A 26,979-nucleotide genomic window follows, 5' to 3' on the forward strand; every position below is an offset into this window, starting at 1 on the left:
CGGGCGATGACAGGCACGCAGCGTGAGCACCGCCCCACCGGTCCCGCGCACCGTTCGCCGCACGGCCCGGCCGGCGCGGCCGAGGGCGTTCCCGTCACCGGCCGGCAGGGCACGCGGCGTCCCCCGACGCGCGCCCTGCCGGCGGGCGACGGCGACACACCTCGGGTCCTCGGCCGCCCCGGACCGGACCGGGCCTCCCGTCGCGACCGCCACCGGGCGCCGGTGCCGTACGCCCCCGCGGCGCCGGCGCCCCTCACCGCCGGGCCGGCGGCCCCGCCGACCTGTGCCGCCGGCCCGGCCCCAACGCCCCCGTTCGTCCGGGCGCCCCTGCGGTGCCCGCCCCCCGAAGCCGGACGGGCCGTCACGCCCTCGTCCGGCCGGGTCCGGAAGGGAGGTGGGAATCAGCCCCGATCCATGCCGGCGCCATGCCGGTGCACCAGGCGGCCGGAACTCCGTCCGACCCCCGTCCCGGCCGCCCCCACGCAGTAAGGGATCGCTGCGGAGCCGAGCCCGTGAAGGCGAGAGCGCCTTCACGGGCCTCGGTTCGTTCGCACGCCCGCCGCGCGGGGGTCAGAGCTTCTTGCGCCAGACCTGGCCGTGCACCACGTCGCCGAACCGCGCGACCGGCGGCTCCTCCTCTTCCAGGACGAACCCGGCGCGCTCGTAGATCCGGTGCGCGGGCCGCTGCAGCGCCGTCGTCCACAGCATGATCTCGCGGTACCCGGCTTCGGTGGCGAACCGGACGCACTCGCCGACCAGCGCCGCGCCGACCCCGAGGCCCCGCGCGCCGGGCTCGACGTGCAGGAGGCGCAGCTGGGCGACGTCGTCCTCGCGCCGGACGCAGAACACCGCGCCGGCCCGCTCGCCGCCGGCCTCGGCGATCCACGCGCTCTCCCGCTCGGGGTCGTGGTCCTCGACGTAGCCGGCGACGACGCGGGCGACGAGCGCCTCGTAGGTGCGGTCCCAGCCGCACTCGTCGGCGTAGAGGGCGCCGTTGCGCTCGACCACCCAGCCGAGGTCGCCTGGGGCCAGTGGCCGCAGGAGGGCGCCGTCCGCGCGGGGGCGGTCGCCGAGGACGCCCTGGACGGTGCGCATCGCGCCGAGCAGCCGGCGGCGGTCGTCGGCGGCGAGCCCGTCCAGCAGCGCGCGGATCTCCGCGCTGGACCGCTCGTCGAGCATCGCGTGGACCTCGCGGCCCCGGTCGGTGAGCCGGGCGACCTGCCGGCGGGCGTCGCCGGGCGCGCGTTCGCGGACGACGAGGCCGTCGTTCTCGAAGCGGGTCAGCATCCGGCTGAGGTAGCCGGGGTCGAGGTCGAGGGCGCGGCGCAGGGCGAGCACCTCGGCGTCGTCCCGCTGCGCCAGCTCGAAGATCACCCTGGCCTCGGTTAGGGAGTAGGGCGAGCGCACCAGGCCCTCGCCGAGCACCCCGATCACGCCGGTGTAGAACCGGTTGAACGCGCGCACCGTGCCGACGTCCGCCGCGGTCGCCTCCATGCCCCGCCTCCTACGTTTGACTCAGTCAAACGTTACTCCGGAAGGGGCCCGCGGATCCAGTCCCAGGAAGAGATCAGGCGCCAAGGGATCCGGCGCGGGAAGGGATCAGGCGCGGGAGGAGTCGGCGCCGGACGGCTCGGGCTCGGCGGCCGCGGCGGGAGGCACCTGGCGCGCCTCGGCGACGACCTTGCGCTCGACCCAGAACGTCATCAGCGGCACGACGCCGCCGAGGACGATCACGACCATCTTGCTCAACGGCCAGTCCGCCCGCCGCCACACGTCGTAGGCGGCGACGAGGTAAACCATGTAGAACAGCCCGTGGACGGGCGCCACGATGCCCGCCATCGCGGGCATGTCGGTCGGACCGTACTTCAGGACCATGCCGACCACCAGCAGCACCAGCAGGCTGCCGACGAGCAGCGCCAGGATCCGGTACCGGGTCACCGCGCCTTCCACAGTTCACACCTTTCCTCGGCCGGCCGCGTCCGGCGGCCCGCACACATCGGACGGCCCGCGGCGGCCGGGGCGCGCGCCCGCAGGGGCGCGGGTCAGCCGCGCCGGTCGGTCTGGGAGTTGAGCCGCGCGAGGTAGCGGTTGTAGGCCGCGAGCGCGGGGTCCTCCTCCTCCTGCTGCCGGATGATCTCGCGCTTGACGGCGGCCTCCGCCGGCTCCTCGATCACCTTGGGCGCCGGGGTGACGCCGGCCTTCTCGTCGCGGATCATCTTGACCCACATCACGATCACGAAGAGCGCGAAGATCGGCCATTCGAAGGTGTACGCCCAGCTGCGGTCGTTGCCGTCCTGGGCGCGGTCGTACTGCCACCAGCCGAAGCCGATGAACGCGCCGCAGAGCACGACCGCGATCGCATGCAGGCCGAGCCAGGCCGGGGTGAGGAACCGTCGCACGTCACCGAGCGTACCCCCGGTCCCGCGCCGTCCGTGCACAACCCCCGGATGGCCGCGGGCACGGCCGCGGTCAGCGCGAACGCCCCGGCCGGCGCGGCGCGGAGGCGGCGTCCGGGAGCGGCGGGCCGGTGTAGACGGCGCGGGGCCGCAGCGGGTGCGCGCCGCCGTACTCCTCGATCGCGTGCGCGAGCCATCCGGCGGTGCGCGCGACCGCGAACACCGCCTCCCCCGCGCCCGGGACGAACCCCGCGACCGCGCCGAGCGCCGCCAAGGCGACGTCGATGTTCGGCGCCGGGAGCCGGCGCCGCTCCGCCTCGTCCAGGACGGCCTCGGCGGCGGCGAGCCGCGGGTGCCCGGGAGCCGCCGCGCGGACGAGGTCGAGCAGCAGCGTCGCGCGCCCGTCGCCCGACTTGTAGACCACATGCCCGAAGCCGGGGATGCGCTCGCCGCCGCGCAGCCGCCCGCCGACGACCCGGGCGGCCGACGCCGGGTCGGCGACCTCCGCGATCAGCCGCTCCGCCCCGTAGGACGCGCCGCCGTGCAGCGGCCCGCTGGCCACGCCGAGCCCGGCCGCGACGACCGCGTACGGGTCGGCCCGCACGGACGCGGCGACCCGCGCGGCCAGCGTCGATGCCGCCAGCTCATGGTCGGCCAGCAGGATCAGCGCCGCCTCCAGCGCGCGCAGCATCCCCGCCTCCGCCGGGTGCGGGCACACCCTCTCCCACAGTCGCTCCGCCACCCCGGCCTCGCCGGCCTGCGGCGAGCCGTCGTCATGAGAGCGGGCGTTCCCTGCTGGCGGGAGGGCCTCGACGAGGCCGGCGATGAGGGAGCGGGCGGTGCCGGTGACGCCGTCGGGGTCCAGGTGGTGGCGGAGCGGGTCGGCGGCGGCGAGCGCGGTCACGATCACTTGGAGGCGGTCGAGCGGCAGCAGCTCCTCGGGCAGTCCCGACTGCGCGGCGACCGCCGCGGCGACGCCCTCGTCCCGCGGCCGCCACGGCGCCTCCCCTTCAGCGTCGCGGCCCGTCCACAGCCAGCCGGCGACGTCCTCGAACCTTCCGTCCTCCGCCAGGCCGAGGACGTCGCGGCCCCGGTAGTACGGGCGGTCGGCGCCGAGCGCGGTGATCGCCGACTCGATCGCCAGCTCGCCCGGCCCGGGCCCGCGGCGGGGTTTGCCGCGCCGGGCCAGCTCCTCCACCTGCGCGGCGTCGAACAGGCTGCGGCGGCCGTCCGGCGCGTGCCGGCGGCGCAGCACGCCGCGGCTGACGTAGGCGTACAACGTGGCGGGCTTCACACCGAGCCGCTCGGCGGCCGCCGCCGCGTCGATCCACCCGCCCACCTGGTCGTCCGTACCCATGCACGCTCCATCAACATTGATTTTGATCAATATTGATACATATGGATCCGGCTGTCAATCTGAGGGCATGCCACAGATTCACTTCCTCGACGTCACCAACCGCGACGGCGTCCAGACCGCCCGGACCGGGCTGTCGAAGTTCGGCAAGACGATGGTGAACTTCTACCTGGGACGGCTCGGCGTCGCGCAGTCCGAGATCGGCTTCCCGTTCCTGTTCCACGAGGTCCCCTACGTCCGGGCGCAGATCGCGCTCGCGGAGGCGGGCGCGTTCGGCGGCCTGCGGCTGTCCGGCTGGTGCCGCGGCGTCGCGCAGGACGTGGAGAAGGCCGTCCAGGTCAGGGCCGGCGGCAAGGGGCTCGCGCACTACAACCTGTCCATCTCCACGTCCGACTACATGCTCGCGAACAAGTTCCGCGGCAAGCTCGACCGCGGCGCCGTCATCCGCGAGATGGCCGCGGCCGTCCGCGCCGCCAAGGTCGGCGGCGCCGAGACCGTCGGCGTCAACGCCGAGGACGGCTCCCGCACCGACGACGGCTTCCTCACCGAGTTCGCGCTCGCCGCCAAGGAGGCCGGCGCCGACCGCGTCCGCTACTGCGACACCATCGGCGGCGACAGCCCCGACCGCATCCGCGAGCGCTTCGCCAGGCTCGCCTCCGCGATCGGCATCCCCGTCGAGACGCACTGCCACAACGACCTCGGCCTCGCCGTCGCCAACTCCATCCACGGCGCGCTCGGCGACCTGCAGGCCGGGCAGGACGCGTGGATCAACACCTGCGTCAACGGGATCGGCGAACGCTCCGGCAACGCCGACCTGCTGTCCACCATCCTCGCCTTCCGGCACGCCTTCGACCCGCAGCTGACCGGCGCCGAGATCGGCGACCCGATCGACCTGTCCTGGGCGCGCCGCTTCTCGCTGTGGGCGAGCTACGCCTTCGGCCAGCCGCTCCCCTACAACCAGGTCGGCGTCGGCCGGAACGCCTTCGCGCACGAGTCCGGCATCCACGCCGACGGCGCCCTGAAGGACCACGGCAACTACGAGCTGTACGACGAGGAGACCCTCGGCCCCTTCCCCGACGACCGGCACGCGCGGCCGGGACGCGTCGTCCTCACCGGCGAGTACGGCGGCAAGGCAGGGTTCCGGCACGTCATGGACGGCCTCGGCGTCGAGCCCGCCGACGAGGAGCTGTCGTTCAAGCTCGTCCAGCTCTGCAACGCCCAGACGGGCCGCCCCCTCACCGACGACGAACTCCGCCTCATCGCCCAGTACCCCCGCGAACTCGCGCTGCTGTTCCCCGGGGCTATCGAGTGATTCGCCTGTTCCAGCGCTTTTGTCGCTGGTGATCTCTACCTTGTGGAGGCATGGCGAGCACCGCGACGGCACAGGCCTACTCCTACACGCGTCCCTCCGGGCTGGACGGCGGCCTCCTCGGGCTGTCGACGTCCGGAGGGACGACGAGCACCGGCCCGCGGGCGCACCCGCACTTCTTCAGCGGGGTGCTCACCCAGGCGGCGCCGGCCGCCGCGGCGCTGATCGGGCTGGCCGACGTCGCGCAGACCCGGTACTTCCAGCCGCGCCCGACCGGCTTCCGCGACCCGGTGGTCACCTGCAACGGCGACCGGCTGCGGATGGAGTCGTTCTCCGCGTGCGGCGGCGTGTACGCGCGGCTGGACGTGCTGGAACCGGCGCTGGACGGGGAGGTGCTCGAGCGCGGCACCACGAACGTCGACGTCAACGGTCCGCTGCGGGAGGCGCTCGCCCGCGTCGGCGGGACGGACCCGCTGCACCTGGCGGTGGGCGCCGACGAGATGGCGGTCACCACGGCGGACGGCGCGGTGGTGGAGAAGAAGGTGCCGCTGCCCGAGCGATGGCTGCGCGGGTTCGCCGAGGTGCAGGTCATCACCGCCGGATTCGATCCGCGGGCCGAGCTGAAGGGCCCGGACGCGGTGCGGTTCCTGCGGTCCCTGCCGGGCCGCTCGCGCGGCGCGCTGTGGGCGGTGCCGGCCGGCCGGACGCTGCGGATCTCGTCGCGTCCGGCGCCCGGAGCGGTCTGCCTGTCCGGGCCCGACCGGCTGCGGACGATGCTGCCGCTGCTCCGGTTCGCCCGCGCGCTGCGCGCGTACGGGCCGCCCGTCACCGCGTCGAGCGGGCCGGTGTCGAGCGTCTGGGAACTGGAGCTTCCCGGCATGCGGTACTTCCTGACACTGTCGCCCGAGGTGTCGCGGGGCTTCTCCGGTGAAGGCGCCGTCCTCGACGCCCTCGCGACGGACGAGGCCGCCGGCGACGCCGACCTGATCGGCGCGCTGCTGTCGTTCGAACCCCGCGTGGATCCCGGCCTGCTCGCCGAACGCTCCGGCCTGCCGCCCGACCGGACGAAGGCGGCGCTGACGCAGCTCGGCACGTCCGGACGCGTCGGCTTCGACACCGCGGAGGCCGCGTTCTTCCATCGCGAACTGCCCTACGACGCGGCGCGCGTGGCGGCGCTGAACCCGCGCCTGCGGTCGGCGCGCGCGCTGGTCGAGAACGGTGCCGTCCGCTTCACCGGCGACGACACCGCGGTCGTGACCACCGACGGCGGCGAGCGCGACGTCCGCTTCGACGGCGACCGCGTCACCTGCACCTGCCCGTGGTGGTTCGACCACCGGGGTGAGCGCGGGCCGTGCAAGCACGTCCTCGCGGCCACGATCGTCCGGCGCGACGGCGCGCTGGTCGCCGGGCTGGAAGCGGAGGCGGCGCGATGAGCTGGGACGCGATCCGCGACGCGATCGACGCCAAGGACCAGGGCCGCGTCATCGGCCTCGTCCGCGGGCTCGACGGGCCGGGACGCAAGGAGGTCGCCGACCGGCTCCCCGGCAAGCTGAAGGAGATGCGCGACGCCACCCGGTTCGGGGACCTGGAGAGGGGCTACCACCGGCCGCTGATGATGGCGGGCGCCGGCACGATCGGCGGCGCCGCCGCCGTCGCGGCCTGGCTGTGCCGCCGCGAGTTCGACACCTGGTGGCTCCGCTCCCAGGGCCGGGAGCTGCGCCGGGACCTGGACGCCGTCACCGCCGACCGCCCGGCCGAATGGCGCGCCGACGTCGCCCGCCGCATCGCCGACCGCCTCCGGATCACCGACTTCGCGGAGTCCGTGCTGCCGCGCTGGCACATGGCGGCGGGGCTCACGCTGTCGGCGGGAGCGGAGCCCCCGGCTGCGGACGGCTTCGTCGTGCTGTGGGCGAGCGGCGGCGCCGACCCGAGCGCCCTCGCCGACGACCCGTTCCTGGACGCCCTCGTCCCGCGCCTGTTCGAGGCCGACGGCGTTGGCACGGCCCTCGCCTTCGACGAGAACACCCTGCAGTACAAGCCGGACGGCGAGAAGTCCTGGGTCGGGGCGCTCGCCGGGCTCTCCGCGTCGGGACGGCTCGACCGCGGGATGCTGCTGGACGGCTGCGTCAGCCGCTTCCTGCGCGGCGGCACGCCCCATGAGCTGCGATGGTTCGTCCGGCTGCACGAAGTCCTCGACCCGACCGCGGAGGAGCTCGCGGCGCGTGCGCGCGACTACGTCCGGCTGCTGCCGGCCGCGCCGCCGAAGGTCGCGGACGTGGCGCTGCAGGCCGTCCGCCAGGCCGACGACCGCGAGCCGATCGAGGAGCCGCTGTTCGAGGAGGCCGCGGGCGCGGTGCTGTTCCGGCCCGAGAAGAAGCTCGTCCGGGCCGGGCTGACCTGGGCGGACCGGACGGCGCGTAAGCACGACCGGGTGGACGCCGCGCTCCGCGCCGTCCTCGCGGTGTTCTCTTCGGACGCCCTCGACCTGCGGGAGCGCGCCGTCAAGGTCGCCGTGAAGCATGCCGGGAAGGCGTCCGCCGAGGCCCGCGAGGGCGTCCGGATCGCCGCCGCCGAACTCCCGGACACCCTGCGCGCCATGATCGCCGAGGCGTTCGGCGAAGTCGGCGCCGCCGCCCCCGAACCCTGGGCGCCGCCCGGTCCGCCGCCGTTCGTCCCGCGCGAGATGCCCGCGCCGATCGGCTCGCCCGCCGAACTCGCCGAGGAGTTCGCCGTCCTCCTGCGCACCGAGCACCCGGACTGGCTCGCGGTCGAACGCTTCGTCGCCGCGCTCGTGGCGTTCGCCTACCAGGACATCGACGGCACGAGGAACGCCCTGCGTCCCGTCGTGGACAAGCGGGCGCCCTGGCTGGCGGACCCCGACCAGCAGATAGGCCACCACGAGAAGGACTGGACGCTGTTCTCCGTCCGCTGCCTGCTCGTCCCCAAGACCCCCGGCCGCCTGGTCGAGGCCCTCGCCTCGCTCGTCAAGGGATGGTCGCGCAAGGGCGAAACGGTCTTCGATCCGCAGCTGGACCGGTTCCTGGCCCTGCGCGGGCGCGAGATCGCCGCCGCCGTCGGACGGGTCCCGGTCCTGCTGGCCACCCCCACCACGGCCGCCGGGCACGTCGATCCCGACGTGCTCGTCGAGCGGCTCGAGAGGCTCGAAGCGGCGGGGGCCGAGCCGGGACGCGCGGAACTGGCGCAGGCGATGCTCCGCGTCCCGCGCGAGATCGACCCGGCCGCCGTCACCCGCGCCAAGGGCCTGGCCTCGCCGGCCGGGCAGGCGATGGCGGCCTGGCTGGCCGCGGGCCCGCAGCCCGACCCGGACGTCCGGTGCGAGGTCCTGGAGGAGCCGACCGCGACGGTCGGCGACCGCACGCTCCGCCTCCCGTCCCGGATCTTCTCCGCCGTCTCCTTCCCCGGCGACTCCGACATCGCGCGTCTGTGCTCCTTCCCGGAGGAGGGCTGGCGGGACTTCGGACGGCCGAAGTTCTCCCACACGTTCGCCTGGTGGCCGGGAATCACGCCGTCCCACCGGGAGATCGCCGCCGCGCAACTCGTCCCCTACCAGGCCGGCCTGACCGACGAGGCCTGGCTGCAGGGCACGACGATGCTGGCCCTCGCGGAGGCGGACGGGCCGTCCGGGGCCGCCACCGGGACGCTGCTCGCCTGCACGCTGGCCAACGCGCACGAACGCCACCGCGCCGACGCCGTCGACGCGCTGCTCACGCTGAGCGCGCGCGGCGTCCTGCCCGCCGCCGAGACCGGCGCCGCGATCGGCCGGCTCGCCGCGTTCGGCCGCATCAAGCTCGGCCGGATCGGGAAGGCCCTGGGCTCCGCCGCCGACGCGGGCGCGCACGCCGACGTCTGGACGATCATCGCCGCCGCGCTGCCCGAGGTCCTCGCCGAGCCGGACGGGCACGCGGTCCGCGGCCTGCCCGACCTGCTCGCCCTCGGCACCCGCACCGCCGAGACGACCCGGGCGCGCGGCGCGATCCCCGCGCTGGAGGCCGTGGCGGGCCGCGGCGGGTCCAGCCGGCCGGTGAAGGAGGCCGCCCGGCTGCACCGGACCCTCACCGCAACCTGACCGGGCCTCGCGGTGTTGAAGCGAGTGACGGACCCGCATGGCAGGCTGGACGGACCGGAAGGGAGCATCCGACGATGACCGACACACTCGCGTTCGGCACGGTCGACACCGTGCTGGGCCGGCTGCTCGTGAGCGAGACCGAGACGGGGATCGTGTCGCTGGACTTCCGCGACACCCCCGCCGCCCGCGAGCGCGCCGCCCGCAAGACGGGGCTGCCCGTCGTGGACGCGCCCGGACGGCTCGACCCGGCGTTGGCGGCGCTGCGCGACTACTTCGCCGGCGACCTGAAGACGTTCGAGCTGCCGATCGACTGGCGGCTGGTGGGCGACGTCCAGCGGCAGGTCCTGGCGACGCTGTACGAGACCGTCCCCTACGGGCGGACGATCACCTACGGCGACCTCGGCGACCGCAGCGGCACCGAGGTCCACGCTCAGGTCATCGGCCAGGTGATGGGGAGCAACCCGATCCCGCTGATCGTCCCGTGCCACCGGGTGGTCGCCTCGAACGGCCTCGGCGGCTACAGCGGCGGCTCGGGCGTCGAGGTCAAGCGCTGGCTGCTCACCCTCGAGGGAGCCCTCCCCGCCACCCTCGACTGGGACATCACCCGGGCCCCCTGATCACCGCCGCCGCGGCCCGACGAGCACGGCCGGGTCGAACGACACCTCGAACGGCTCCGCGATCCGCAGCGTCCGCCCCGCGCAGACGCGGTCGGCCTGCACGTACTCGCCGTCCTTGAGGGCGAGCACCTCCACGCAGGGCGCCCCCTCGCCGATCAGCTCGACGCGCAGGAACACCGGGATGCCCGCCGCCGCGTACATCCGGGGCTTGTCGGTGAAGTCGCGCCGGCGGTTGCTTCGCCCCGGGCTGACCACTTCGGCGACGAGGTGGATGTACTGCGGGTCGAGCGCCACGGTGCCGGCGAGCATGGCCTCGGCGTCACCGACCACGACGTCGGGAATCGCGCCTTCACCTGCGCAGGGAACGTTGGCTCCCTCGGTCACCTCCATGTCGTCCGGCGCGGCGGCAAGGAGCACGTCGCGCAGCCGTCCTGTGCAGATCTGATGATTGGTCGCGGCGAGGGGGCTCACGACGTAACTCCCGTCGATCAGTTCGACGCGCTGCCCGCTCTCCGGCAGCGCCAGCCAGTCCTCGACGGTGAACCCATCACGATCAGGCATCGGTTCGGCGGGCATTGCGAGTGCCACGCCTCATCACCTCCATAGGCCCAGTGTGTCATGGGGGACATCGACGTTCGATCACACTGGGCGTTCACTTGATTACGCCGAGAGGTCGGAAGTTAGCAGCCCGAGGATCGGCGTGTCAGGCGAACGGTGGATGCCGGCTCGCCGGGTGGCGCGGGGCGGGTCAGGCGGGGGCGGGGGCGTAGGTGACGCCGGTGAGGGACTCGGAGATCTGCCACAGGCGCTCGGCCAGGCCGGGCTTGGCGGCCTGCGGCGGGGTGACGACCTTGGCGGGGGCGCCGCGGTACTGCAGGAGGCGGGGGCCGTAGCAGGCGCCGCCCTCGACGTCCGGCGCGGTGGCGGCGTAGAGGGACGGGAGCGCACCGGCGGCGGCGGGCTGCGCCACGACGGTGTTGGCGAGCACCATGGCCTTCTGCATGACCGTGTTGCCGGCCATCTTCGGGCCGGCCTCCTGCAGGTTGGTGGCGGCGTAGCCGGGGTGGGCGGCGACGCTGGTGACCTCGGGGACGCGGCGGTCCAGCTCGCGGGCGAAGACGAGGTTGGCGAGCTTGGCCTGCCCGTAGGCGCCCCACTTGCTGTAGCGGCGCTCGCTCTGCAGGTCGGCGAAGCGGAACCGGCCGCCCCAGGCGGCCCCGGACGTCACCGTGACGACGCGGGCGGACGCGGCGGCGCGCAGCGCGGGCAGCAGCAGGCCGGTGAGCGCGAAGTGGCCGAGGTGGTTGGTGCCGAACTGCATCTCGAAGCCGTCGGCGGTCGTGCGGTGCGGGATCGCCATGACGCCGGCGTTGTTGACCAGGACGTCGAGGGGCGCGTCGCCGTACCGGGACGCGAACGCGCGGACCGACGCCAGGTCGGCGAGGTCGAGCGCGCCGAGGGTGACGTCGGCGCCGGGCGCGGCGGCCCTGATCCGGTCGAAGGCGGCCTGGCCGCGTTCGGCGCTGCGGCAGGCCAGCACGACGGACGCGCCGTGCCGGGCGAGCTGCAGGGCCGTGTGGTAGCCGATGCCGCTGTTGGCCCCGGTGACGATCGCCCGCCTGCCCTGCAGGCCGGGGATGTCGGCCGCCGTCCACCCGCTCATGCGCACCTCCACGTCATAGCGCGACCTCAAAAGTTAGACGTGTCATGCAATAGCGACAACCCGTGTGGCACGATTCACAGACCCGGCCGGGCGATCCGAGGGCGCCCGGCCGGTCTCCCGCCGCTCGGGTCAGGCGGGAAGGTTCTTCTCGATGGCGGCGACGACGTCCGCGGACTCCGGCTCGGACTGCGGCGCGAACCGGGCGGCGACCGCGCCGTCCGGGGCGATCAGGAACTTCTCGAAGTTCCACCGGATGTCGCCGGTGTGGCCCTCGGCGTCGGGAGTGCCGACGAGGCCCCCGTACAGCGCGTGCCGGCCGTCGCCGTTGACCTCGATCTTCTCGGTCATGGGGAAGGTGACCCCGTAGGTCGCCGAGCAGAACTCGGCGATCTCCTCGGCACTGCCGGGCTCCTGGCCCATGAACTGGTTGCAGGGCACGCCGAGAACGGTGAAGCCGCGCTCGGCGAACCGCTCCTGCAGTCGCTCCAGTCCGGAGTACTGCGGGGTCAGGCCGCACTTGGAGGCGACGTTGACGACGAGCACGGCCTTGCCCCGATACTGCCCGAGGTCCGCGGAACCGCCCCGCAGACCCTCGATCTCCACGTCATAGAAGGACATGTGGCCGATCCTAGGCGATCACCTCCGGCCCGCACCGCCGGGACGGCACCACCCGGACGGGCCGGGTCACGGCGACAGGTCCAGGCTGCTCACGAACGAGGCGACCTGATCACCCGCCCTCCCCAGCTGCGTGAACGCGTTGTTGACGAAGCCGGCCGCGTCCCGGGGTGAGCTCAGCAGGTAGAAGATGACGAAGGCGATGGCCACATAGCGGAGGTTCTTCTTCATCCGTACGCCGTCCCTGTTGTAGCGCAGCGACACATTGACCCGATCCAATGATGCCCAGCCGCGTCTGCTCGCAAAGCGGGATTTTACTGTGACGCGGGGGAGAGCGCTTGCTTGCCGCGCGCGAAAAAGCCCCGCACCCACCGCGGGTACGGGGCCTCGGAGCGGCGCCTAGTTGGGAATCGCGCTCATGAACTGCGACAACGACTCGGCCGCGGTCCCCAGCCCGCTCAGGGCGTTGTTGACCAGATTCGCCGCTCCCTCGGGCCTGCTGATGACATACCACGCCACAAAGGCGATAGAGGCCAGCTTCAACTGCTTCTTGTTCACTACAACCACCCTCTGCGGTCGGATGCCTACGGAGTGTAGTTCCCAAGGGTGGCGGCATGGAGAGCAAGGCAGGGCAAAGTCAGGGTCTTGTCCGCTTGGAGCGGACGCGGCTCAGCGGGCGTGCCCGGTGAGGTACTCGATGTAGAAGGGCCGCAGGGCGTCGGCGACCTCGCCCTCCCCCGCGTGCGTGAACTCGCGCAGCAGCGACAGGCCGTGGAAGAGGTCGAACTCGGCGCGGTCGACCTCGCCGGTGGCCGCGGCGGCGGCCGGGATGGCGCGCAGCAGGTCCCACAGGAAGCCCACGTCGTGGCGCTGTTTGGCCAGGTCCATCGCGCGGTCGTGCAGTTCCTTGGACGACAGGTTCGAAAGGTCGTCCTGCTTCGCGCCCTCAGGCGTCACATCCGCCATGCCCCGACTCTATGCCAAGCCCGGCCCGGCCCCACAGGGCCGGGCCGGGCTCGTGCGTCACTTCTGGCCGAGGTCGGACGGGATCGGCTGCCCCTGCTTGAGCGCGCCGAACAGCTCCGACGCCTTCGTCCTGTCCCAGGTGATGTAGGAGCCGGCGCTCGCCGACGACCCGGTGCCGCCGACCGGGACGGTCGTCGTCACGCCCCCGTTGGAGACGCCGCGCATCGCCCACATCATCCGCATCAGGTCGTACAGGTGGTCGCCGTCGTCCACGAGGAAGTTGCTGGTGGAGTTCAGGGCGAGCGGGACGCTGCGGAACGGGTTGAGGAGCGTCGCGGGGCTGGAGGCCTTCTTCATCAGCGCGCCGAAGAACTGCCGCTGGTGCTCGACGCGCTCCAGGTCGGCGCGGGCGTAGTGGCGGCTGCGGACGTAGCCGAGCGCGTCGCTGCCCTTGAGGTTCTGGCAGCCGGCCTTCAGGTCGATGCCGGCCTTCGGGTCCTTGAGGTTCTCCTTGACGCAGATGTTCACGCCGCCGACGGCGTCGACCACGCCCACGAACCCGTTGAACCCGATCTCGGCGTAGTGGTCGATGTGCACGCCGGTCGCCTTCTCGACGGTCTGCGCGAGCAGCTTCGGCCCGCCGAACGCGAAGGCCGCGTTCAGCTTGTTGGAGCCGTGCCCCGGGATCGGGACGTAGGAGTCGCGCGGGAGGCTGACGAGGGACGTGCCGCCGGCGCCGTAGTGCAGCAGCATCATCGAGTCGGTGCGCCGCCCCGCGGCGTAGCCGGTGTGGAGCTTCTTCTGCGCCGCCTTGTCCAGGCCCTTGCGGCTGTCGGAGCCGACGATCAGCCAGTTGGTGCCGGGCGTGTCGGCGACCCGCCCCGGGTAGTCGACCAGGACCGACTCCCGTTCCAGCCGCGAGTCGAGGTAGAAGTAGCCGCCGACGATCAGCAGCACGATGACGACGGCCAGCACACCGAGGACCCGGGGCCAGCGGCGCCGCCTGCGCCGCCGCGGCGGCGGGCCGCCCGCCGGGCCGTCGGGGTAGGAGCGGCCTCCGGCGAGCTGGTCGCCGGAGTACGGGTCCTCGTACGGGTCGCCGTACGCCTCGCGCCCGTAGGCGGCCTGATGGTGCTCCGCGCGTACGGAGTTCTGCCTCTCGCGGACCACGCCGTCGTCCTTCCTGCGTGTCCTGCCCTCGGGCCAGCCGTCGGTCATGCCGTAGACCCTAGACACTCGCACGGCGTGCCGCGTCCATCCGGCGCATGATTGTCCACAACTCCAAATCACTACGTTATGTGACATGTGAAGCGGACAGCGTCCCCCTAAAGGCGCAGACTGCCCTTCGGTGGCACAGACGTGCGGAGGGCGGTCCATGGGCACGAGGCTGCGTATCACCAGAAGGTTCCCGCTGCTCGCGCTCCTGCGGCGCCGCCCGGATCCCGCCGGCGGCGAGCCGGGCGACCCGTTCGAGGCGGAGCTGCCGGAACTGTCGGCGCACGTGTGGCACGCCCGGGACGGCGAGCTCGCCGAGACGGGGATGGGCACCATGGCCCGGCGGCTCCCCGCGGTGATCGCGCAGGCGGCCGGGCTGGCCTGGCGGGCGAACCGCGCCGACACCACCGCGACGATCTCCCTCAACCTCGCGGCCGGGCTGTTCACCGCGTTCGGGCTGCTGGCCACGACCGGCGTGCTCACCGCGCTGTTCAGCGCCGGGCCGACGCCCGGCCGGGTCCGCGACGCGCTGCCGTCGCTGGCGCTCGTCGCCGGGTCGGTGGCGCTGCGGTCCGGGCTGCAGGCCGCCGCCGGCTGGACGCAGGCGCGCCTCGAACCGCAGGTCCAGCGGCTCGTCGAGTTGCGGCTCTACGAGGCGACCACCGCAGCGGACCTGACCGCCCTCGACGACTCCTCGTTCCTGGACGACCTGCAGCGCGCCGAGACCCGCGGGATGAACGCGGCGCCCCAGGTCGTCCAGCACGCCGTGGACGTGCTGACCGGCGCCGTCGGCATGGCCGCCGCCGCCGGGACCCTCGGCGTGCTGCACCCGCTGCTGCTCCCGCTGCTCCTGCTGACCGCCGTCCCGGAGGGATGGGCGTCCGTGCGCAGCGCCCGGCTGCGGTACGCGACGATGCTCGCCCTGGTCGGCGTCGCCCGCCGCAAGTGGATCCTGTCCAGCCTGATGACCGAGCGGCGGCACGCCGCCGAGGTCCGCGCGTTCACCATGCGGCCGTTCCTGCTCGGCGAGTACGACCGCTTCGCCGCCCACCAGCGCCGCGTCGAGCTCGGGCTCGCCCGCCGGCAGACCACCACGAAAATCACCGGGGACGTGCTGAAGGGCCTCGCGACCGCCGGCGTCTACATCGCGCTCGGGCTGCTGCTGTGGCGCGGCTGGGTGCCGCTCGCCGTCGCCGGCACCGCCGTCCTGGCGATCAGGAGCGGGCAGACGTCCCTGGCCAACCTCGTGTTCGCCGTGAACCAGTGCTACGAGGAGGGCCTCTACTTCGGCGACTACCTGGCCTTCTGCGACGCCGCCGAGGCCCGCATCCCGCACCGCGCCCTGCCCGCCCGGCCGACGCTGCCCGACCCGTTCGGCCGGATCCAGGTCCGCGACGTCACCTTCACCTACCCCGGCTCCGACGCGCCCTCCCTCCGCGGCGTCTCGCTGGAACTGCGCCGCGGCGAGGTCGTCGCGCTCGTCGGGGAGAACGGATCCGGCAAGACCACCCTCTCCCGGATCATGGCGGGCCTCTATGACCCCGACGGCGGCGAGGTCCGCTGGGACGAGGTGTCCCTCGCCGACGTCCCGCAGGACGAGGTGTGGAGCCGCGTCGCCGTCATCGCGCAGGAGTACACCCACTGGCCGATGACCGCCCGGCAGAACATCACCATGGGACGCGGGCCCGCGCACCGCGCCGGCGGACCGGAGGACCCCGGCGTGCTCGCCGCCGCCCGCGCGTCCGGCGCCGAGGAGGTCGTCGCCGACCTGGCCCGCGGCTACGACACCCTCCTGGACCGCCGATTCCAGGGCGGCGCCGAACTGTCCGGCGGGCAGTGGCAGCGGCTCGCCGTGGCCCGCGGCTTCTACCGGGACGCGCCGCTGCTCATCTGCGACGAGCCCTCCGCCAGCCTCGACGCCCGCGCCGAGCACCTGCTGTTCGACCGCATCCGCGACCACGCCGCCGGACGCACCGTCCTGCTCATCACGCACCGCCTCGCCAGCGTCCGCTACGCCGACCGCATCTACGTACTGGAACACGGCAAGGTCACCGAGGAAGGCGACCACGACACCCTGATGTCCCGCAACGGCCTCTACGCCGACCTCTACACCCTCCAAGCATCCGCATATAGGTGATAGCTGTGTTTTCCCAGGGGGGCTGTTTTTCCCAGGGGGGCGACCCCCTGGAACCCCCGTTACGACGGACGAGGCGTTTCACGCTCCGCTAGCGCTCCGCGCGAAACGGCCTTTCATCCCAGGGGGGCGACCCCCTGGAACCCCCGTTGCGACGGACGAGGCGTTTCACGCTCCGCTAGCGCTCCGCGTGAAACGCCTCGTCCGTCGTCGGGCAGGCCCGCTGCGCTCGCTGCACTCGCTCCGCGTGCCTGCCCGTGGGCGGTGGCTGAGGTTCAAACCACCGGGGCGGGTCGGGTCGTCGAGCGCTCCGCGTGTGCGCCCGGGGTGGTGGGGGCTAGATGTAGGGGCCGTAGGCGTTGTGGCCGGGGTCGGGGGGTGTTTCGGGGAGGTCTTCGGGGCGCAGGAGGCGGACCTCGGCGGGGTCGACGGCCTCGGGGTCGGCGTCGTGGGCGGCGGTGATGCGCTGCGCCTGCCGGGCCACCGCGGCGTCCAGCAGGTTGCGGACGAGGCGGGCGTTGCCGAAGGAGGAGCCGCGCGGCTGGACGGCGACGAGCCGGCGCAGCGCGCCGGGCACGCCGGGGTCCAGGGTGAGGCCGGCCGTCGCCGCCATCAGCTCGAAGATCGTGACCAGCTCGTCGTCGGAGTAGTCGGGGAAGCGCAGGATCTGCGGGAAGCGCGACTCCAGGCCCGGGTTGGAGCGCAGGAACCGCTCCATCTCGGCGTCGTAGCCCGCCACGATCACCACGAGGTCGGCGCGGTGCTCCTCCATCAGCCGCAGCAGCTCGGCGATCGCCTCGTGCCCGAAGTCGCGCTGGTCGCCGCCGCCCGCCGAGGTCAGCGCGTACGCCTCGTCGATGAACAGCACGCCGCCGAGGGCCCGCTCGACCGCGGACCGCACCCGCGGCGCGGTCTGCCCGATGAACTCGGCGACGAGGTCGGCGCGGGTCACCTCGACCAGGTGCCCGGACGACAGCAGGCCGAGCCGGGCGTACACGGCCGCGACGAGCCGCGCGATGGTGGTCTTCGCGGTGCCCGGGTTGCCCATGAACACCATGTGCCGGGTCGGGACGGTCAGCGGGACGCCGGCGTCGCGGCGCATCTGCTCGGCGCGGGCCTCGGCGACCAGCGCGTCCACCTGCCGTTTGATCTCCTTGAGCCCGATCAGCCGGTTGATCTCGCCGAGCGGGTCGGACGAGACGTCCCCGCCGCCGCGGGCGAGGGCGTCGGGGACGTCCTCCAGAAGGATCACGTCGAGCGACTCGGTCTCGTCGACGATTCCGTCGGCGAGCACGCGGCGGCCCTGCATCGCGACCGCCCGGTCCAGCAGGTTGATCATGATGCGGGCGTTGCCGAAGCCGTTGTCGCGCGGCGCGGCCTGCGCGAGCGCGCGCACCTTGTCCAGGACGCCGGGCGCGAGCGCGAACCCCCCGTCGGCGGCCTTGCCCGCGAACACCTCGACCAGCTCGTCGTCGGTGAGGTCGGGGAAGTGGACGGTCCGGGGGAACAGCGCGGCGAGGCCCGGCTGGGACTTCAGCAGGCCGTTCAGCTCCGCCTGCGGCCCGGTCAGCACCACGACGAGGTCGTCGGCGTGCGCCTGGACGGTCGTGAGCAGCACGTCGAGGACCTCGCGGCCGCGTGCGGCGTCCACGGACGCGGCGGCGAACGCGTGCGCGTCCCGGACGACCAGGACGCCGCCGAGCGCCTGCTCGACGGCGCGGCGGACCCGCAGCACGCTCTCGGTGGCGTACTCGCCGAGCAGGTCGGCGCGCTCCACCTCGACCGTGTGCCCGGACGACAGCAACTCGAGCCCGGCGTAGATGCGGCCGAGGATCCGCGCGACCTTGGTCTTGCCGGTTCCGGGGTTGCCGGTGAACACCAGGTGCCGGGGGCGCGCGGCGAGCGCCATGCCCGCCTCGCGGCGCAGCCGGGCCGCCTTGGCCTCGGCGACCAGCGCGTCCACCTCCCGCTTGACCGGCGCGATGCCGGCGCAGGCGGCGAGCTCGGCGTACGGGTCGGTGTCGGCGGGACGGCCGGGGATGAGCCGCTGCGGCAGGTCCGCGGCGGTGACCTCCGGCGCGCCGCCGTCCGTGCCGGCGCGCGCCGCCGCGACGCACTGCGCGGCGGTGTGCTCGGCGAGCCGCGCGCCGCGCAGGTTCAGCAGCGGCGGCGTCCGGCTGAGCAGGACCCCGGCGGTCGCGGCGACCTCGGCCGGCACGGTGGCGCCCCGCGCCCGGACGGCACGGGTGAACAGCTCGGCGAAGTCGTCCTCGGCGAAGTCGTGCGTGCGGACCGCCTCGAACGCCCGGACGAGCGCCGGGTTGGCCTCGAACAGCCGCCGGTCGCCGCCGGGGCGGCACAGCGCGACGACGTCCAGGCGGGGCGAGCGCGCCATGAGCCGGCGCAGCTCCTCGACCGCCGCCGCGCCGCAGCGCTCGTAGGACACCAGCCGCTCCAGGTCGTCGACGACCAGCAGCATCCGGCCCTCGACGCAGTCGCGGACGCGGGCTTGCAGCCACAGCGCGGCGTCGCTGACGCCGAGCGAGGCGAACACCTGGTCGGAGACCCACAGCGCCTCGCGCACGGCGCCGCCGGCGGCCAGCCGGCGCTCCAGCAGCTCGGCGGCGGTGCCCTTGCCGGTGCCCTCGGGGCCGGCGATCAGCAGCCGGACGGGCCGCTCCCCCGCCAGCCGCGCGGCCAGCGCGTCGCGGACGGCCCGGGCCAGCTCCGGCTGCCCGATCAGCTCGTCGCGCGTCTCCTCCTGCGTCTCGTCCCGCCCGGCGTCGCCCTCTGCGGACGAGTCGTCCGGGCGGTCCTCCCCCGTGCCCGGCGAGAGCCGGCCGGCCAGCGGGTTGACGACGCGGCGCGCCGCGAACAGCCGCCGCAGGTCGGACTGGAACGGCCGCACCGGGACGCGGCAGCGGGGGCTCGTCGGCGCGTCCGGCAGGCCCTGCACCGCGCCGGTGACGCGGACCGCCATGTCCAGCCACGCCCGCGCCGCGTCCGCCTCGCCCGCGACCAGACCGCGCGCGAGCCATCCGCGCACGTCCTGCTGCCACGCCTCGACGGAGAACCCGGACCGGACCGCGCGGAACCGCTCCTGCAGGTTCTCGTAGCGGTCGGCGCCGAGCACCATCGCGAACTCCGCCGGAACCGCCGCCGCCTCGGCCGCCAGCAGCAGCTTGGCCAGCGCCGCGTCCGCTCCGTCGCCGTCCAGGACGGCGCCCGACAGGCGCGCGTGCGCCGCGTCCAGCCCGTCGCATGCCCAGCCGAGGTACCCGACGGGCCCGGCCAGCTCCGGCAGGGCCTCCAGCTCCTCGCCGGTCAGGCCCGCGGCCCACACCTCCTCCAGCCGCTCCTGCGGGACGGTGAGGTCGAGCTCGCGCAGCTCCGGATCGGCGGCCCGCCGGTCGAACAGGTCCATCAGCGCGCGGCGGCGCCGCTCCAGAGGCCCCAAGCCCTCGAAGACGTCCAGGCCGTCCCGCGCCAGCTCCAGCATCACCGTGCGCAGCTCGCGGTCGTCACCGGCGGGCTCGGGCAGCCACAGGCCGGGCGGCCGCCACCGGCCGCCCTGGGTGAACCACGCGCCCGGCTCCCGGACGGCGGGCTCCGGCGTCGCGAGGAAGTCCGAAAGCAGCTCGTAGTCGACGTCGCCGCGCGATCCGCCCCGCACCGCCGACGCGCCCAGCAGGAACGTCAGCAGCGACCACTGCTCGGCGCCCGCCGCGCTCGTCCCCTCCCCGTAGAAGTCGCTCAGCCGCCGCGGGAGCAGCGCCGCGCGCGGGTCGGCGTTGTAGGCGACCGCGCGCTCCCGCATCCGCTCGTACAGCCCGTCGGGCACGCGCCACGGCCCGTGGGCGTACACGTCGAGGACGGGCTCCTCGGTGAGCAGCAGTTCGAGATGGTCCGGCAGCCGGGGGGAACGCACCTGGGTCCTTCTCCTATGCGGCGGGGCGGGGGACGTCACGTCTGGCAAGCACCCTACGACCCGGCGCGATCACGCACATCCCGTCGCGCCGGGTTGGCACACGGCCTGTCCTCGGCGATAGTTGCCATACGGAAAGTATCCGCCGGGCGCCGCGCCCGGCGGAGCCCGGCCACAAGGAGGGGGAACCCCCCGTGCCACCGCTCGAAGTGACCGCCCGCTCGCACGCCGGCCGCGCCGTCGTGCGCCTGCGCGGCGAGCTCGATATCGCCGGCTCCGACGAGCTGCGCCGGCACCTGGAGGCCGCCCGCCGCGAGCACGGCGACCACGTGATCCTCGACCTCGCGGAACTGGAGTTCATGGACTCGCAGGGCCTGTCGGTCATCGTCGGCTGCTACAAGGCCGCCACCGCCGCCGGCGGCAGCCTCACCCTCGCCGGCCCCCGCCCCGTCGTCCGCCGCACCCTGGAGATCACCGGACTGCACCGCCGCATCCCCGTCCAGGCGACGCTGGAGGCGGCCCTGTCCGCCGGCCGGCACGCCGCCGTCCCCAACCCCGCGCGCGACGCCGGCCGGGGGGACGGCGAGCCGCCCGCCCCCTCGGCCGCGCCGCACGGGTCCCCCGGCCTCTAGCGCCCGCCCGGCCCCGGGGGGCCGGGCGGTCAGGACGCAGTCTCCGGCGCCCGCGGCTCCGTCGGGGTCGGGCGCTTCGGGCCGCGGCCGTCACCGGACGAGCGGCCGGTGGCGCGGCGCCCGATCCACGGCAGCAGGTAGGCGCGGGCCCAGTGCAGGTCCTCGCGGCGCGAGGTGAGCCAGTCGGCGGGGTCCAGCGGCGGCCACGGCTCGCGCCAGTCGTCCCGCACCGGGACGCCGACCACCCCGGCGACGAACAGCGCCATCCGGCGGTGCCCCTCCGGCGACAGGTGCAGCCGGTCCTCGTACCAGGCGCGCGGGTCGTTGAAGATCCGCAGCGACCACAGGTCGACGACCGAGCAGCCGCGGCGGTCGGCGATCGCGCGCAGGTGCATGTTGTAGGTGGCGGCCTTGCCCCGGATCCGCGAGCCGCTGCGCAACCCGCGGGTGTCGAACCCGGTGAAGAGCACCACGCGGGAGCCGGTCGCGCGCAGCCGCCGGACGGCGTCGTCGAACACGACGGCGAGCGCGTCGGGGTCGGCGCCGGGGCGGATCATGTCGTTGCCGCCCGCGCAGAACGTCACCAGGTCGGGCCGCAGCTCGACGGCCCGCGGCACCTGGTCGTCCACGATCTGCCGGACGAGCTTGCCGCGCACCGCGAGGTTCGCGTAGCGCAGGCCGGGGCTGTACCCGGCCAGATGCTCGGCGAGCCGGTCGGCCCAGCCGCGGAAGCGGTCGTCCTCGCCGGGGTAGGGGTCGTTCAGGCCCTCGGTGAAGCTGTCGCCGATGGCCACGTACGTACGGATCTTCTCCAGTTCGTCCATCGCAGGCCCTGGCAGTGGTTCGATGTCGGTCACGTCGGACAATCATGCATCGTGCACACAATCTACGCGACCGTAACCACGGGGGTTGTGGGGCATCCGACACCGGCCGGCCGCCGATCCCGAGGGTGCCGGATCCGGCGCGGGATCCGGCCCTGCGTCAGGTCCAGCTCGGGGAGGCCGTGCCCAGCTGCCCGCCGGGCGCGGCGGGCGGCGCGGGGGCGGCCGCCGGGGCGCCCGCGGCGTGCACCGACATCGCGTGCTGCACCAGCGTGATCAGCACCTGCTTGGTCGACTCGCGGCTGCGCGCGTCGCACTGCACGATCGGCACGTGGCCGCTGATCGACAGCGCCTCGCGGATGTCCTCGACCGCGTACTGGAACTCGCCGTGGAAGCCGTTCACGCCCACCACGAACGGCAGGCCGAGCTCCTCGAAGTAGTCGACGGCGGCGAAGCAGTCCTCGAGCCGGCGGGTGTCGACCAGCACCACCGCGCCGATCGCGCCGCGCACCAGGTCGTCCCACATGAACCAGAAGCGGTGCTGGCCCGGGGTGCCGAACAGGTACAGGATCAGCTCGCTGTCGAGGGACACCCGGCCGAAGTCCATCGCGACCGTGGTGGTCGTCTTGTCCGGGACGGCCGACAGGTCGTCCACGTCGGCGCTGGCCGCGGTCATCACCGCCTCGGTGGTGAGCGGCATGATCTCCGACACCGAGCCCACGAAGGTGGTCTTGCCGACGCCGAACCCGCCGCCGACGACGATCTTCACCGAGGTCAGCTCCGCCTCGGGTCCGTGCGGCCCCGGGGGCGGGACCTGGTCAGAGCTTCCGAAGGCCACTGAGCACCCTTTCTAGCAAGCGGAGGTCCGGCTGGCCGCCGGCTGTGGTGGGGGTCGACTGGTGCAGGCGCAGCAGCCCTTCCATGGCCATGTCCGCGACGAGCACCCGGGCGACGCCGAGCGGCATGCGCAGCAGCGCGGAGACCTCGGCCACCGAGCGCGCCGACCGGCACAGGTCCATGATCGCCCGGTACTCCGGGGTCAGCATGGCCACGTCGCGCGGCGGGTACGGCGCGGCCGTCACCAGCGCCTCGATCGCCAGGTCGTAGCGCGGCTTGGTGCGCCCGCCGGTCATCGCGTAAGGGCGCACCAGCGAGCTGCTGTCCCCCTCGTCCCGCGCGTCCGGCCGCTCCTGCACCGACCGCGGCTCACCGGGCCAGCGCCCGGGACCTCCCGGACCGCCTCCGAAGGGACTGCCTCGATCCATGTCGCCGACCTCCGTCAGAGTCAGTCACGTCAAAAACGGGCAGGGCCGGCGCCCATCTCGGTCACCGGGGGGCCACCGTAGGGCTGCTGCGGCTCCTGGGCGCGCAGCGCCGGCGTCAGCACCCGGCCCACCCGCTCCACCAGCAGCGTCATCTCGTACGCCACGAGCCCGAGATCGCAGTCGGGCGCCGCCAGCACCGCGAACACCGACCCGTTCGCGATCGACATCACGAACAGCAGGCCGCGGTCCATCTCCACGACCGTCTGGTTCACGCCGCCCGCGTCGAAGATCTTCGCCGCGCCCTGGGTCAGGCTCATCAACCCCGAGGCGATCGCCGACAACTGGTCCGCCCGCTCGGGCGGAAAGCCCGCGGAGTAGGCCATCGGCAATCCGTCGGAGGAGACCACGACGGCGTGCGCGACCTTCGCGACACGGTCCGCGAAGTTCGTCACCAACCAGTTGAGATCCTGCCCGCTCACCGGGTGCCTCCCGTCTCGCCGTCACCCTGTGACGGCACCTCACCTGACGTGCCCCCGCCCCGCGCCTCGTTGCGGCCCCGATGGACGCCGCGCTGCAGGCTCGCGAAACGGTTGCGCACGACGTCGGCCGACTGGCCGGACGACTGCTGGTCCTGCACGGGCGCCCCCGGACGCGGCGCCGGCTGCGTCCCGCCGCCGCCCGCGGGCGCCGCCTGTGGCTGCCCGCCGCCGGCGGCCGACGGCTTGCCCACCGCGCCGGGGATGCGGTTCCGGCCGGGCACGCGCTTGGGCAGCCCGACCTGCGTGCGGCTGCCGGCGACCGGCTCGCGGACCGCCTCGGCCGCGCGGAAGCCCTCGTCCGCGGGGGACTCCCAGCCCTTCACCGGATCCTCGCCCACGTCGCCTCCCGTCCGGCGCTGGAACCATTCCGACTGCATCGCATCGAAGATCGGCGAGCGCTCGGGCACGCGCGGCGGCGGCTTCGGCCCGGCCGGTGCGGGCGGCGGCGCCTGGTGCGCGGCGGGCGCGGGCCGGCTGCGCTGCTCGTAGCCGCCCTGCTCGTAACCGTTCTGCTCGTACGCGTTCTGCTCGTAGCCCGAGGGCTCGGGAACGGCCTGGCGCGGCGCGTGGGCGGCGCCCGGGCCGCGGACCGGCGCCCCGTTGCGGGAGCCGTCGTCGCGCGGGCCGGCGGACATGCCGTCCCCGGGGACCTGGTCCAGCGGGCCGGTCTCCCACGGGATCTGCTGGCGCCGGGCGCCCGGCTCGGGCACGACGGGCTGGGCCTCGGGGACGACGGGCTGCGGGCCGGTGTGCCGGCCGCCCGCGCCGCGGTAGCCGTTGGCCTGCTCTTGGAAGCCGTTCTCCCGGTATCCGTTGGGCGCACCATGGCCGGGCATCGGGTTCTCCGGCGCCGCGTTGCCGGACGCGCCGTTCTGCGTCCGCTCGCTGCGCGGCTGGAACACGTTGTCCTGCCGGCCGGGCTCCTGCCGGCCGCGCAGCTGCGCGCCGGGCCGGCGGACGGGCAGGTCGCTCGCCGAGCGCGCGGCCGGCCGGTCGGCGGCGCCGTACGGCTCGTTCGGCGGCGCGGCGTCGGCGGGCCGCGGCGGGACGGCAGGCAGCGGGCCGGTGCCCGGGACGGCGGCGTGCGCGCCGGTGCCTGCGGCCGGGGTCAGCGGACCGGTCGGCAGCGGGCCGGTGGTCAGCGGCGACTGCGGGCCGGTGCCCTCGCCCGGGCCGTGGCCGCTCATCATCGGCTGCGGCCCGGTGGCGCCGCGCAGCGGGCGCAGCGGCCCGGTGTGGCCGACCATCGGGTTGCCGCCGCCGGCGCCGAGGCCGGCCGCGGGGCCGAAGTCGTCCTGGCGGAACGCGCCGGACGCGCCGGCCGCGGGCGGCTCGGCGGCGGTCGTGGTGAGCGCGGCGAGCTGGCCCTGGCCGCCGGTGTCGCGGGAGCCGAGGCCGCGGGCGCCGACGCCGGCGGGCTCGCCGGGGGTGACCGCCGCGTCCGGCAGCACGACGAACGCGGTGAGGCCGCCGCCCTGCGCGGCCCGCAGCTCGACGCGGATGCCATGCCGGACGGCCAGGCGGCCGACCACGAACAGGCCCATGCGCCGGGCGGCGGAGAAGTCGATGACGGGCGGGTTCGCCAGCCGCCAGTTGGCCTGCTCCAGCTCCTCCGGCGACATGCCGACGCCGTTGTCGGTGATCTGCAGCATCGAGCCGCCGCCGCTGAGCAGCTGCCCGGAGACGGTGACCTTGGTGTGCTCGGAGGAGAACACGAGCGCGTTCTCCACCAGCTCGGCGAGCAGGTGGACGAGGTCGTTGACGACGGGCCCGGAGACGGTCATGTCGCCCTGGACGCGCAGCGCCACCCGCTCGTACTGCTCGACCTCCGACAGCGAGGCGCGCACGACGTCGATCAGCGGGACGGGCTTGTTCCACCGGCGGGCCTGCTCCTGGCCGCCGAGGACCAGCAGGTTCTCGCAGTTGCGGCGCATGCGGGTGGCCAGGTGGTCGAGCCGGAACAGGCTGCCGAGCTGCTCCTCGTCGCGCTCGCTCTGCTCCAGCTCCTCGATGAGCTTGAGCTGCCGCTCGATGAGGGACTGGCTGCGCCGCGACAGGTTGACGAACATCGCGTTGATGTTGCCGCGCAGCACGGCCTCGTCGGCCGCCAGCCGGACCGCCTCCCGGTGGACCTCGTCGAAGGCGCGGGCGACCTGGCCGATCTCGTCGGTGGAGTCGATGTCGATCGGCGCGACCTCGATGCCGCCGGCGGCCGCCTCGGGGTCGCGGAGCCGGTCGACCAGGCCGGGCAGCCGGCTGCTGGCGACCTCCAGGGCGCCGGTCTGCAGCCGGCGCAGCGGCCGCACCAGCGACCGCGCCACGATGATCAGCAGCACCAGGACGATGGCGAGGACGAGGAACAGCAGGGACCCGTCGCGGATCGCGGCGGTCTGCGCGTCGCTCTCGGCCGTGCCGGCCGTGTCGGCGAGGTCGGTGGCGATCTTCTGCTCGACGGTGCGCATCCGGTCGACCCGGACGCCGGCGTCGGAGGTCCAGCTGCGCGCCACGCGGGTGCTGAGCGGCACCTTCAGCTGCGGGTTCGCGTCGGCGCGGGCGAGCGTCTCCAGCCGGGTGACCTCCGCGCGGTCCAGCTCGGGGCCGGTGACGGTGTCCTCGTAGAGCCGGAGCTGGGCGGGCGTGGCGGAGCTGCGGAACGCGGTGATGCTGGTGTTCATCTCCGCGCGGGCGTCGTCGACGGCCGCGCGGTCGAGCGGCTCGAACCGGCCGGCCCACAGGGCCGAGGCGATGAGCGCGCGCTCGCGGGACGCGGCGTCCTTGGCGCGGGCGAGGTCGGCGAGCCCGAGGGCGCTCTGCGCGAGCTCGGGCGTCGGCGCGTCCTGCGAGACCAGCAGGTGGAAGTTGGCGAAGTCGTCGATGAACTCGGTGTACTTGTCGACGACGGGGCCGGGCGCGAGCCGGATCGCCAGGGTGCGCAGCGAGGCCAGGTCGTCGACGCGGTTGACGACGTTGCCGATGGACAGGCGCAGCGCGGCCGAGTCGGGCTTGACGCCGGAGGCGGCGGCGCGGACCTTGGCGGCCGCGGCGTCCGTGCGGGCCTGGTCGGCCTTGAGCGTCGCCGTGGTGACGGCGCGGTGGTTGGCCGCGTGCTCGGCCATCGCGTCGCGCTCGTTCTCCATCTCGTGCGCGAGCGCGGTCAGCTGCTCACCGAGCGTGGCCATCTTCCCGGTGCGGCCGTAGGACTCGGCGTTGTCCATGGAGACCGAGACGCGGTAGCCGGCGAGGAGCGCCGCGACGACGGTGGGCACCGCGATGAGGGCGAACAGGCGCGTCGTCACCCGCCAGTTGCGCAGCTTCAAACGGCCTCCCAGCAAGCCTCTCTTGGGGGCGTCGACGCTGGCAGACGGGGCTTGCTCGGGGGACTGCGGGGCGCTGTCGGCCCCTTCGGCTTTCCGCACTGCCCTCCGCTACCTCTCAATGGGT

The 26,979-nt window shown here is 74.3% G+C and carries 23 protein-coding genes; 6 read left to right on the forward strand and 17 right to left on the reverse strand.

The genetic code is table 11. The annotated features are described in order from the left end of the window. Positions 1–570: 570 nt before the first annotated feature. From J4709_RS46955 to J4709_RS46970, 4 genes are all read right to left on the reverse strand, one after another. Positions 571–1,494: a bifunctional helix-turn-helix transcriptional regulator/GNAT family N-acetyltransferase gene (locus J4709_RS46955; protein ID WP_208251989.1), complete on the reverse strand. Its 924-nt coding sequence runs from the start codon at positions 1,492–1,494 to the stop codon at positions 571–573. A 105-nt stretch (positions 1,495–1,599) separates the two neighbouring features. Beyond that, on the reverse strand, positions 1,600–1,950 hold the full coding sequence (locus J4709_RS46960; RefSeq protein WP_208251990.1) for a DUF3817 domain-containing protein: 351 nt from the start codon (positions 1,948–1,950) through the stop codon (positions 1,600–1,602). A gap of 92 nt (positions 1,951–2,042) precedes the next feature. Then, entirely contained in the window at positions 2,043–2,399 is a 357-nt protein-coding gene (locus tag J4709_RS46965; protein ID WP_208251991.1) for a hypothetical protein, read from the reverse strand. Between the two features lie 70 nt (positions 2,400–2,469). Further along, a complete protein-coding gene (locus tag J4709_RS46970) occupies positions 2,470–3,753 on the reverse strand; it encodes a citrate/2-methylcitrate synthase (protein ID WP_208251992.1) in 1,284 nt (427 codons plus the stop codon). A 67-nt stretch (positions 3,754–3,820) separates the two neighbouring features. On the opposite strand from J4709_RS46970, the gene J4709_RS46975 reads away from it, so the two are divergent. From J4709_RS46975 to J4709_RS46990, 4 genes are all read left to right on the forward strand, one after another. Continuing rightward, positions 3,821–5,062 (forward strand): hydroxymethylglutaryl-CoA lyase-like TIM-barrel protein, encoded by a 1,242-nt coding sequence (locus tag J4709_RS46975; protein ID WP_208251993.1) that lies wholly within the window; start codon positions 3,821–3,823, stop codon positions 5,060–5,062. Between the two features lie 50 nt (positions 5,063–5,112). Beyond that, entirely contained in the window at positions 5,113–6,492 is a 1,380-nt protein-coding gene (locus tag J4709_RS46980; RefSeq protein ID WP_208251994.1) for an SWIM zinc finger family protein, read from the forward strand. Continuing rightward, complete coding sequence (locus tag J4709_RS46985; protein ID WP_208251995.1) at positions 6,489–9,146, forward strand: DUF6493 family protein; 2,658 nt, start codon at positions 6,489–6,491, stop codon at positions 9,144–9,146. Before J4709_RS46980 ends, J4709_RS46985 begins: the two co-directional genes overlap by 4 nt. Positions 9,147–9,220: 74 nt before the next feature. Further along, positions 9,221–9,763 carry a methylated-DNA--[protein]-cysteine S-methyltransferase gene (locus tag J4709_RS46990; RefSeq protein WP_208251996.1) on the forward strand — a complete coding sequence of 181 codons (543 nt, stop codon included), beginning with the start codon at positions 9,221–9,223 and terminating at the stop codon, positions 9,761–9,763. On the opposite strand, the gene J4709_RS46995 is transcribed toward J4709_RS46990, so the two are convergent. The 7 genes from J4709_RS46995 to J4709_RS47025 form a co-directional block, all read right to left on the reverse strand. Further along, a complete protein-coding gene (locus J4709_RS46995; RefSeq protein WP_208251997.1) occupies positions 9,764–10,351 on the reverse strand; it encodes a Uma2 family endonuclease in 588 nt (195 codons plus the stop codon). A 160-nt stretch (positions 10,352–10,511) separates the two neighbouring features. Beyond that, entirely contained in the window at positions 10,512–11,426 is a 915-nt protein-coding gene (locus J4709_RS47000) for an oxidoreductase (protein WP_208251998.1), read from the reverse strand. A 129-nt stretch (positions 11,427–11,555) separates the two neighbouring features. Next, on the reverse strand, positions 11,556–12,044 hold the full coding sequence (locus J4709_RS47005; protein WP_208251999.1) for a glutathione peroxidase: 489 nt from the start codon (positions 12,042–12,044) through the stop codon (positions 11,556–11,558). Positions 12,045–12,110: 66 nt separating this feature from the next. Further along, on the reverse strand, positions 12,111–12,272 hold the full coding sequence (locus J4709_RS47010; protein ID WP_173095098.1) for a hypothetical protein: 162 nt from the start codon (positions 12,270–12,272) through the stop codon (positions 12,111–12,113). A 168-nt stretch (positions 12,273–12,440) separates the two neighbouring features. Beyond that, positions 12,441–12,599: a hypothetical protein gene (locus J4709_RS47015; RefSeq protein WP_173095099.1), complete on the reverse strand. Its 159-nt coding sequence runs from the start codon at positions 12,597–12,599 to the stop codon at positions 12,441–12,443. Between the two features lie 111 nt (positions 12,600–12,710). Beyond that, complete coding sequence (locus J4709_RS47020) at positions 12,711–13,007, reverse strand: hypothetical protein (RefSeq protein WP_208252000.1); 297 nt, start codon at positions 13,005–13,007, stop codon at positions 12,711–12,713. A gap of 57 nt (positions 13,008–13,064) precedes the next feature. Next, positions 13,065–14,225: an LCP family protein gene (locus J4709_RS47025; protein WP_208252001.1), complete on the reverse strand. Its 1,161-nt coding sequence runs from the start codon at positions 14,223–14,225 to the stop codon at positions 13,065–13,067. Positions 14,226–14,382: 157 nt separating this feature from the next. Between J4709_RS47025 and J4709_RS47030 the strand changes: the two genes are divergently transcribed. Continuing rightward, entirely contained in the window at positions 14,383–16,359 is a 1,977-nt protein-coding gene (locus J4709_RS47030; protein ID WP_208252002.1) for an ABC transporter ATP-binding protein, read from the forward strand. A 334-nt stretch (positions 16,360–16,693) separates the two neighbouring features. Here the strand turns inward: J4709_RS47030 and J4709_RS56015 are convergent, their stop codons facing one another. Continuing rightward, positions 16,694–20,284: an AAA family ATPase gene (locus J4709_RS56015; RefSeq protein WP_208252003.1), complete on the reverse strand. Its 3,591-nt coding sequence runs from the start codon at positions 20,282–20,284 to the stop codon at positions 16,694–16,696. A gap of 191 nt (positions 20,285–20,475) precedes the next feature. Here J4709_RS56015 and J4709_RS47040 point away from each other — a divergent pair, with 191 nt between their 5' ends. Further along, positions 20,476–20,913: an STAS domain-containing protein gene (locus J4709_RS47040; protein ID WP_208252004.1), complete on the forward strand. Its 438-nt coding sequence runs from the start codon at positions 20,476–20,478 to the stop codon at positions 20,911–20,913. Between the two features lie 29 nt (positions 20,914–20,942). Here J4709_RS47040 and J4709_RS47045 read toward each other — a convergent pair whose 3' ends face one another. The 5 genes from J4709_RS47045 to J4709_RS47065 form a co-directional block, all read right to left on the reverse strand. Beyond that, positions 20,943–21,737: an SGNH/GDSL hydrolase family protein gene (locus J4709_RS47045; protein WP_208252024.1), complete on the reverse strand. Its 795-nt coding sequence runs from the start codon at positions 21,735–21,737 to the stop codon at positions 20,943–20,945. 157 nt (positions 21,738–21,894) lie between these two features. Then, positions 21,895–22,512, reverse strand: coding sequence for a GTP-binding protein (locus J4709_RS47050; RefSeq protein WP_232385126.1), 618 nt, complete (start codon positions 22,510–22,512; stop codon positions 21,895–21,897). A 40-nt stretch (positions 22,513–22,552) separates the two neighbouring features. Then, the gene (locus tag J4709_RS47055; RefSeq protein WP_208252005.1) at positions 22,553–22,999 is read right to left on the reverse strand and encodes a DUF742 domain-containing protein; all 447 of its coding nucleotides are present in this window, start codon (positions 22,997–22,999) and stop codon (positions 22,553–22,555) included. A gap of 29 nt (positions 23,000–23,028) precedes the next feature. Beyond that, positions 23,029–23,478 carry a roadblock/LC7 domain-containing protein gene (locus tag J4709_RS47060; RefSeq protein ID WP_173095106.1) on the reverse strand — a complete coding sequence of 150 codons (450 nt, stop codon included), beginning with the start codon at positions 23,476–23,478 and terminating at the stop codon, positions 23,029–23,031. Then, a complete protein-coding gene (locus J4709_RS47065; RefSeq protein WP_208252006.1) occupies positions 23,475–26,855 on the reverse strand; it encodes a nitrate- and nitrite sensing domain-containing protein in 3,381 nt (1,126 codons plus the stop codon). The genes J4709_RS47060 and J4709_RS47065 overlap by 4 nt, the downstream gene beginning before the upstream one ends. Positions 26,856–26,979 lie beyond the last annotated feature (124 nt).

This window comes from Actinomadura violacea, from assembly GCF_017573465.1.
Taxonomy (GTDB): Bacteria; Actinomycetota; Actinomycetes; order Streptosporangiales; family Streptosporangiaceae; genus Spirillospora; species Spirillospora violacea.

Excerpts from the sequence above, each read along its gene's own strand:
- J4709_RS46955 (WP_208251989.1), bottom strand. The coding sequence starts at position 1,494 with ATGGAGGCGACCGCGGCGGACGTCGGCACGGTGCGCGCGTTCAACCGG.
- J4709_RS46970 (WP_208251992.1), bottom strand. The coding sequence starts at position 3,753 with ATGGGTACGGACGACCAGGTGGGCGGGTGGATCGACGCGGCGGCGGCC.
- J4709_RS46975 (WP_208251993.1), top strand. The coding sequence starts at position 3,821 with ATGCCACAGATTCACTTCCTCGACGTCACCAACCGCGACGGCGTCCAG.
- J4709_RS46980 (WP_208251994.1), top strand. The coding sequence starts at position 5,113 with ATGGCGAGCACCGCGACGGCACAGGCCTACTCCTACACGCGTCCCTCC.
- J4709_RS46985 (WP_208251995.1), top strand. The coding sequence starts at position 6,489 with ATGAGCTGGGACGCGATCCGCGACGCGATCGACGCCAAGGACCAGGGC.
- J4709_RS46990 (WP_208251996.1), top strand. The coding sequence starts at position 9,221 with ATGACCGACACACTCGCGTTCGGCACGGTCGACACCGTGCTGGGCCGG.
- J4709_RS47000 (WP_208251998.1), bottom strand. The coding sequence starts at position 11,426 with ATGAGCGGGTGGACGGCGGCCGACATCCCCGGCCTGCAGGGCAGGCGG.
- J4709_RS47005 (WP_208251999.1), bottom strand. The coding sequence starts at position 12,044 with ATGTCCTTCTATGACGTGGAGATCGAGGGTCTGCGGGGCGGTTCCGCG.
- J4709_RS47010 (WP_173095098.1), bottom strand. The coding sequence starts at position 12,272 with ATGAAGAAGAACCTCCGCTATGTGGCCATCGCCTTCGTCATCTTCTAC.
- J4709_RS47020 (WP_208252000.1), bottom strand. The coding sequence starts at position 13,007 with ATGGCGGATGTGACGCCTGAGGGCGCGAAGCAGGACGACCTTTCGAAC.
- J4709_RS47025 (WP_208252001.1), bottom strand. The coding sequence starts at position 14,225 with ATGACCGACGGCTGGCCCGAGGGCAGGACACGCAGGAAGGACGACGGC.
- J4709_RS47030 (WP_208252002.1), top strand. The coding sequence starts at position 14,383 with ATGGGCACGAGGCTGCGTATCACCAGAAGGTTCCCGCTGCTCGCGCTC.
- J4709_RS47045 (WP_208252024.1), bottom strand. The coding sequence starts at position 21,737 with ATGGACGAACTGGAGAAGATCCGTACGTACGTGGCCATCGGCGACAGC.
- J4709_RS47055 (WP_208252005.1), bottom strand. The coding sequence starts at position 22,999 with ATGGATCGAGGCAGTCCCTTCGGAGGCGGTCCGGGAGGTCCCGGGCGC.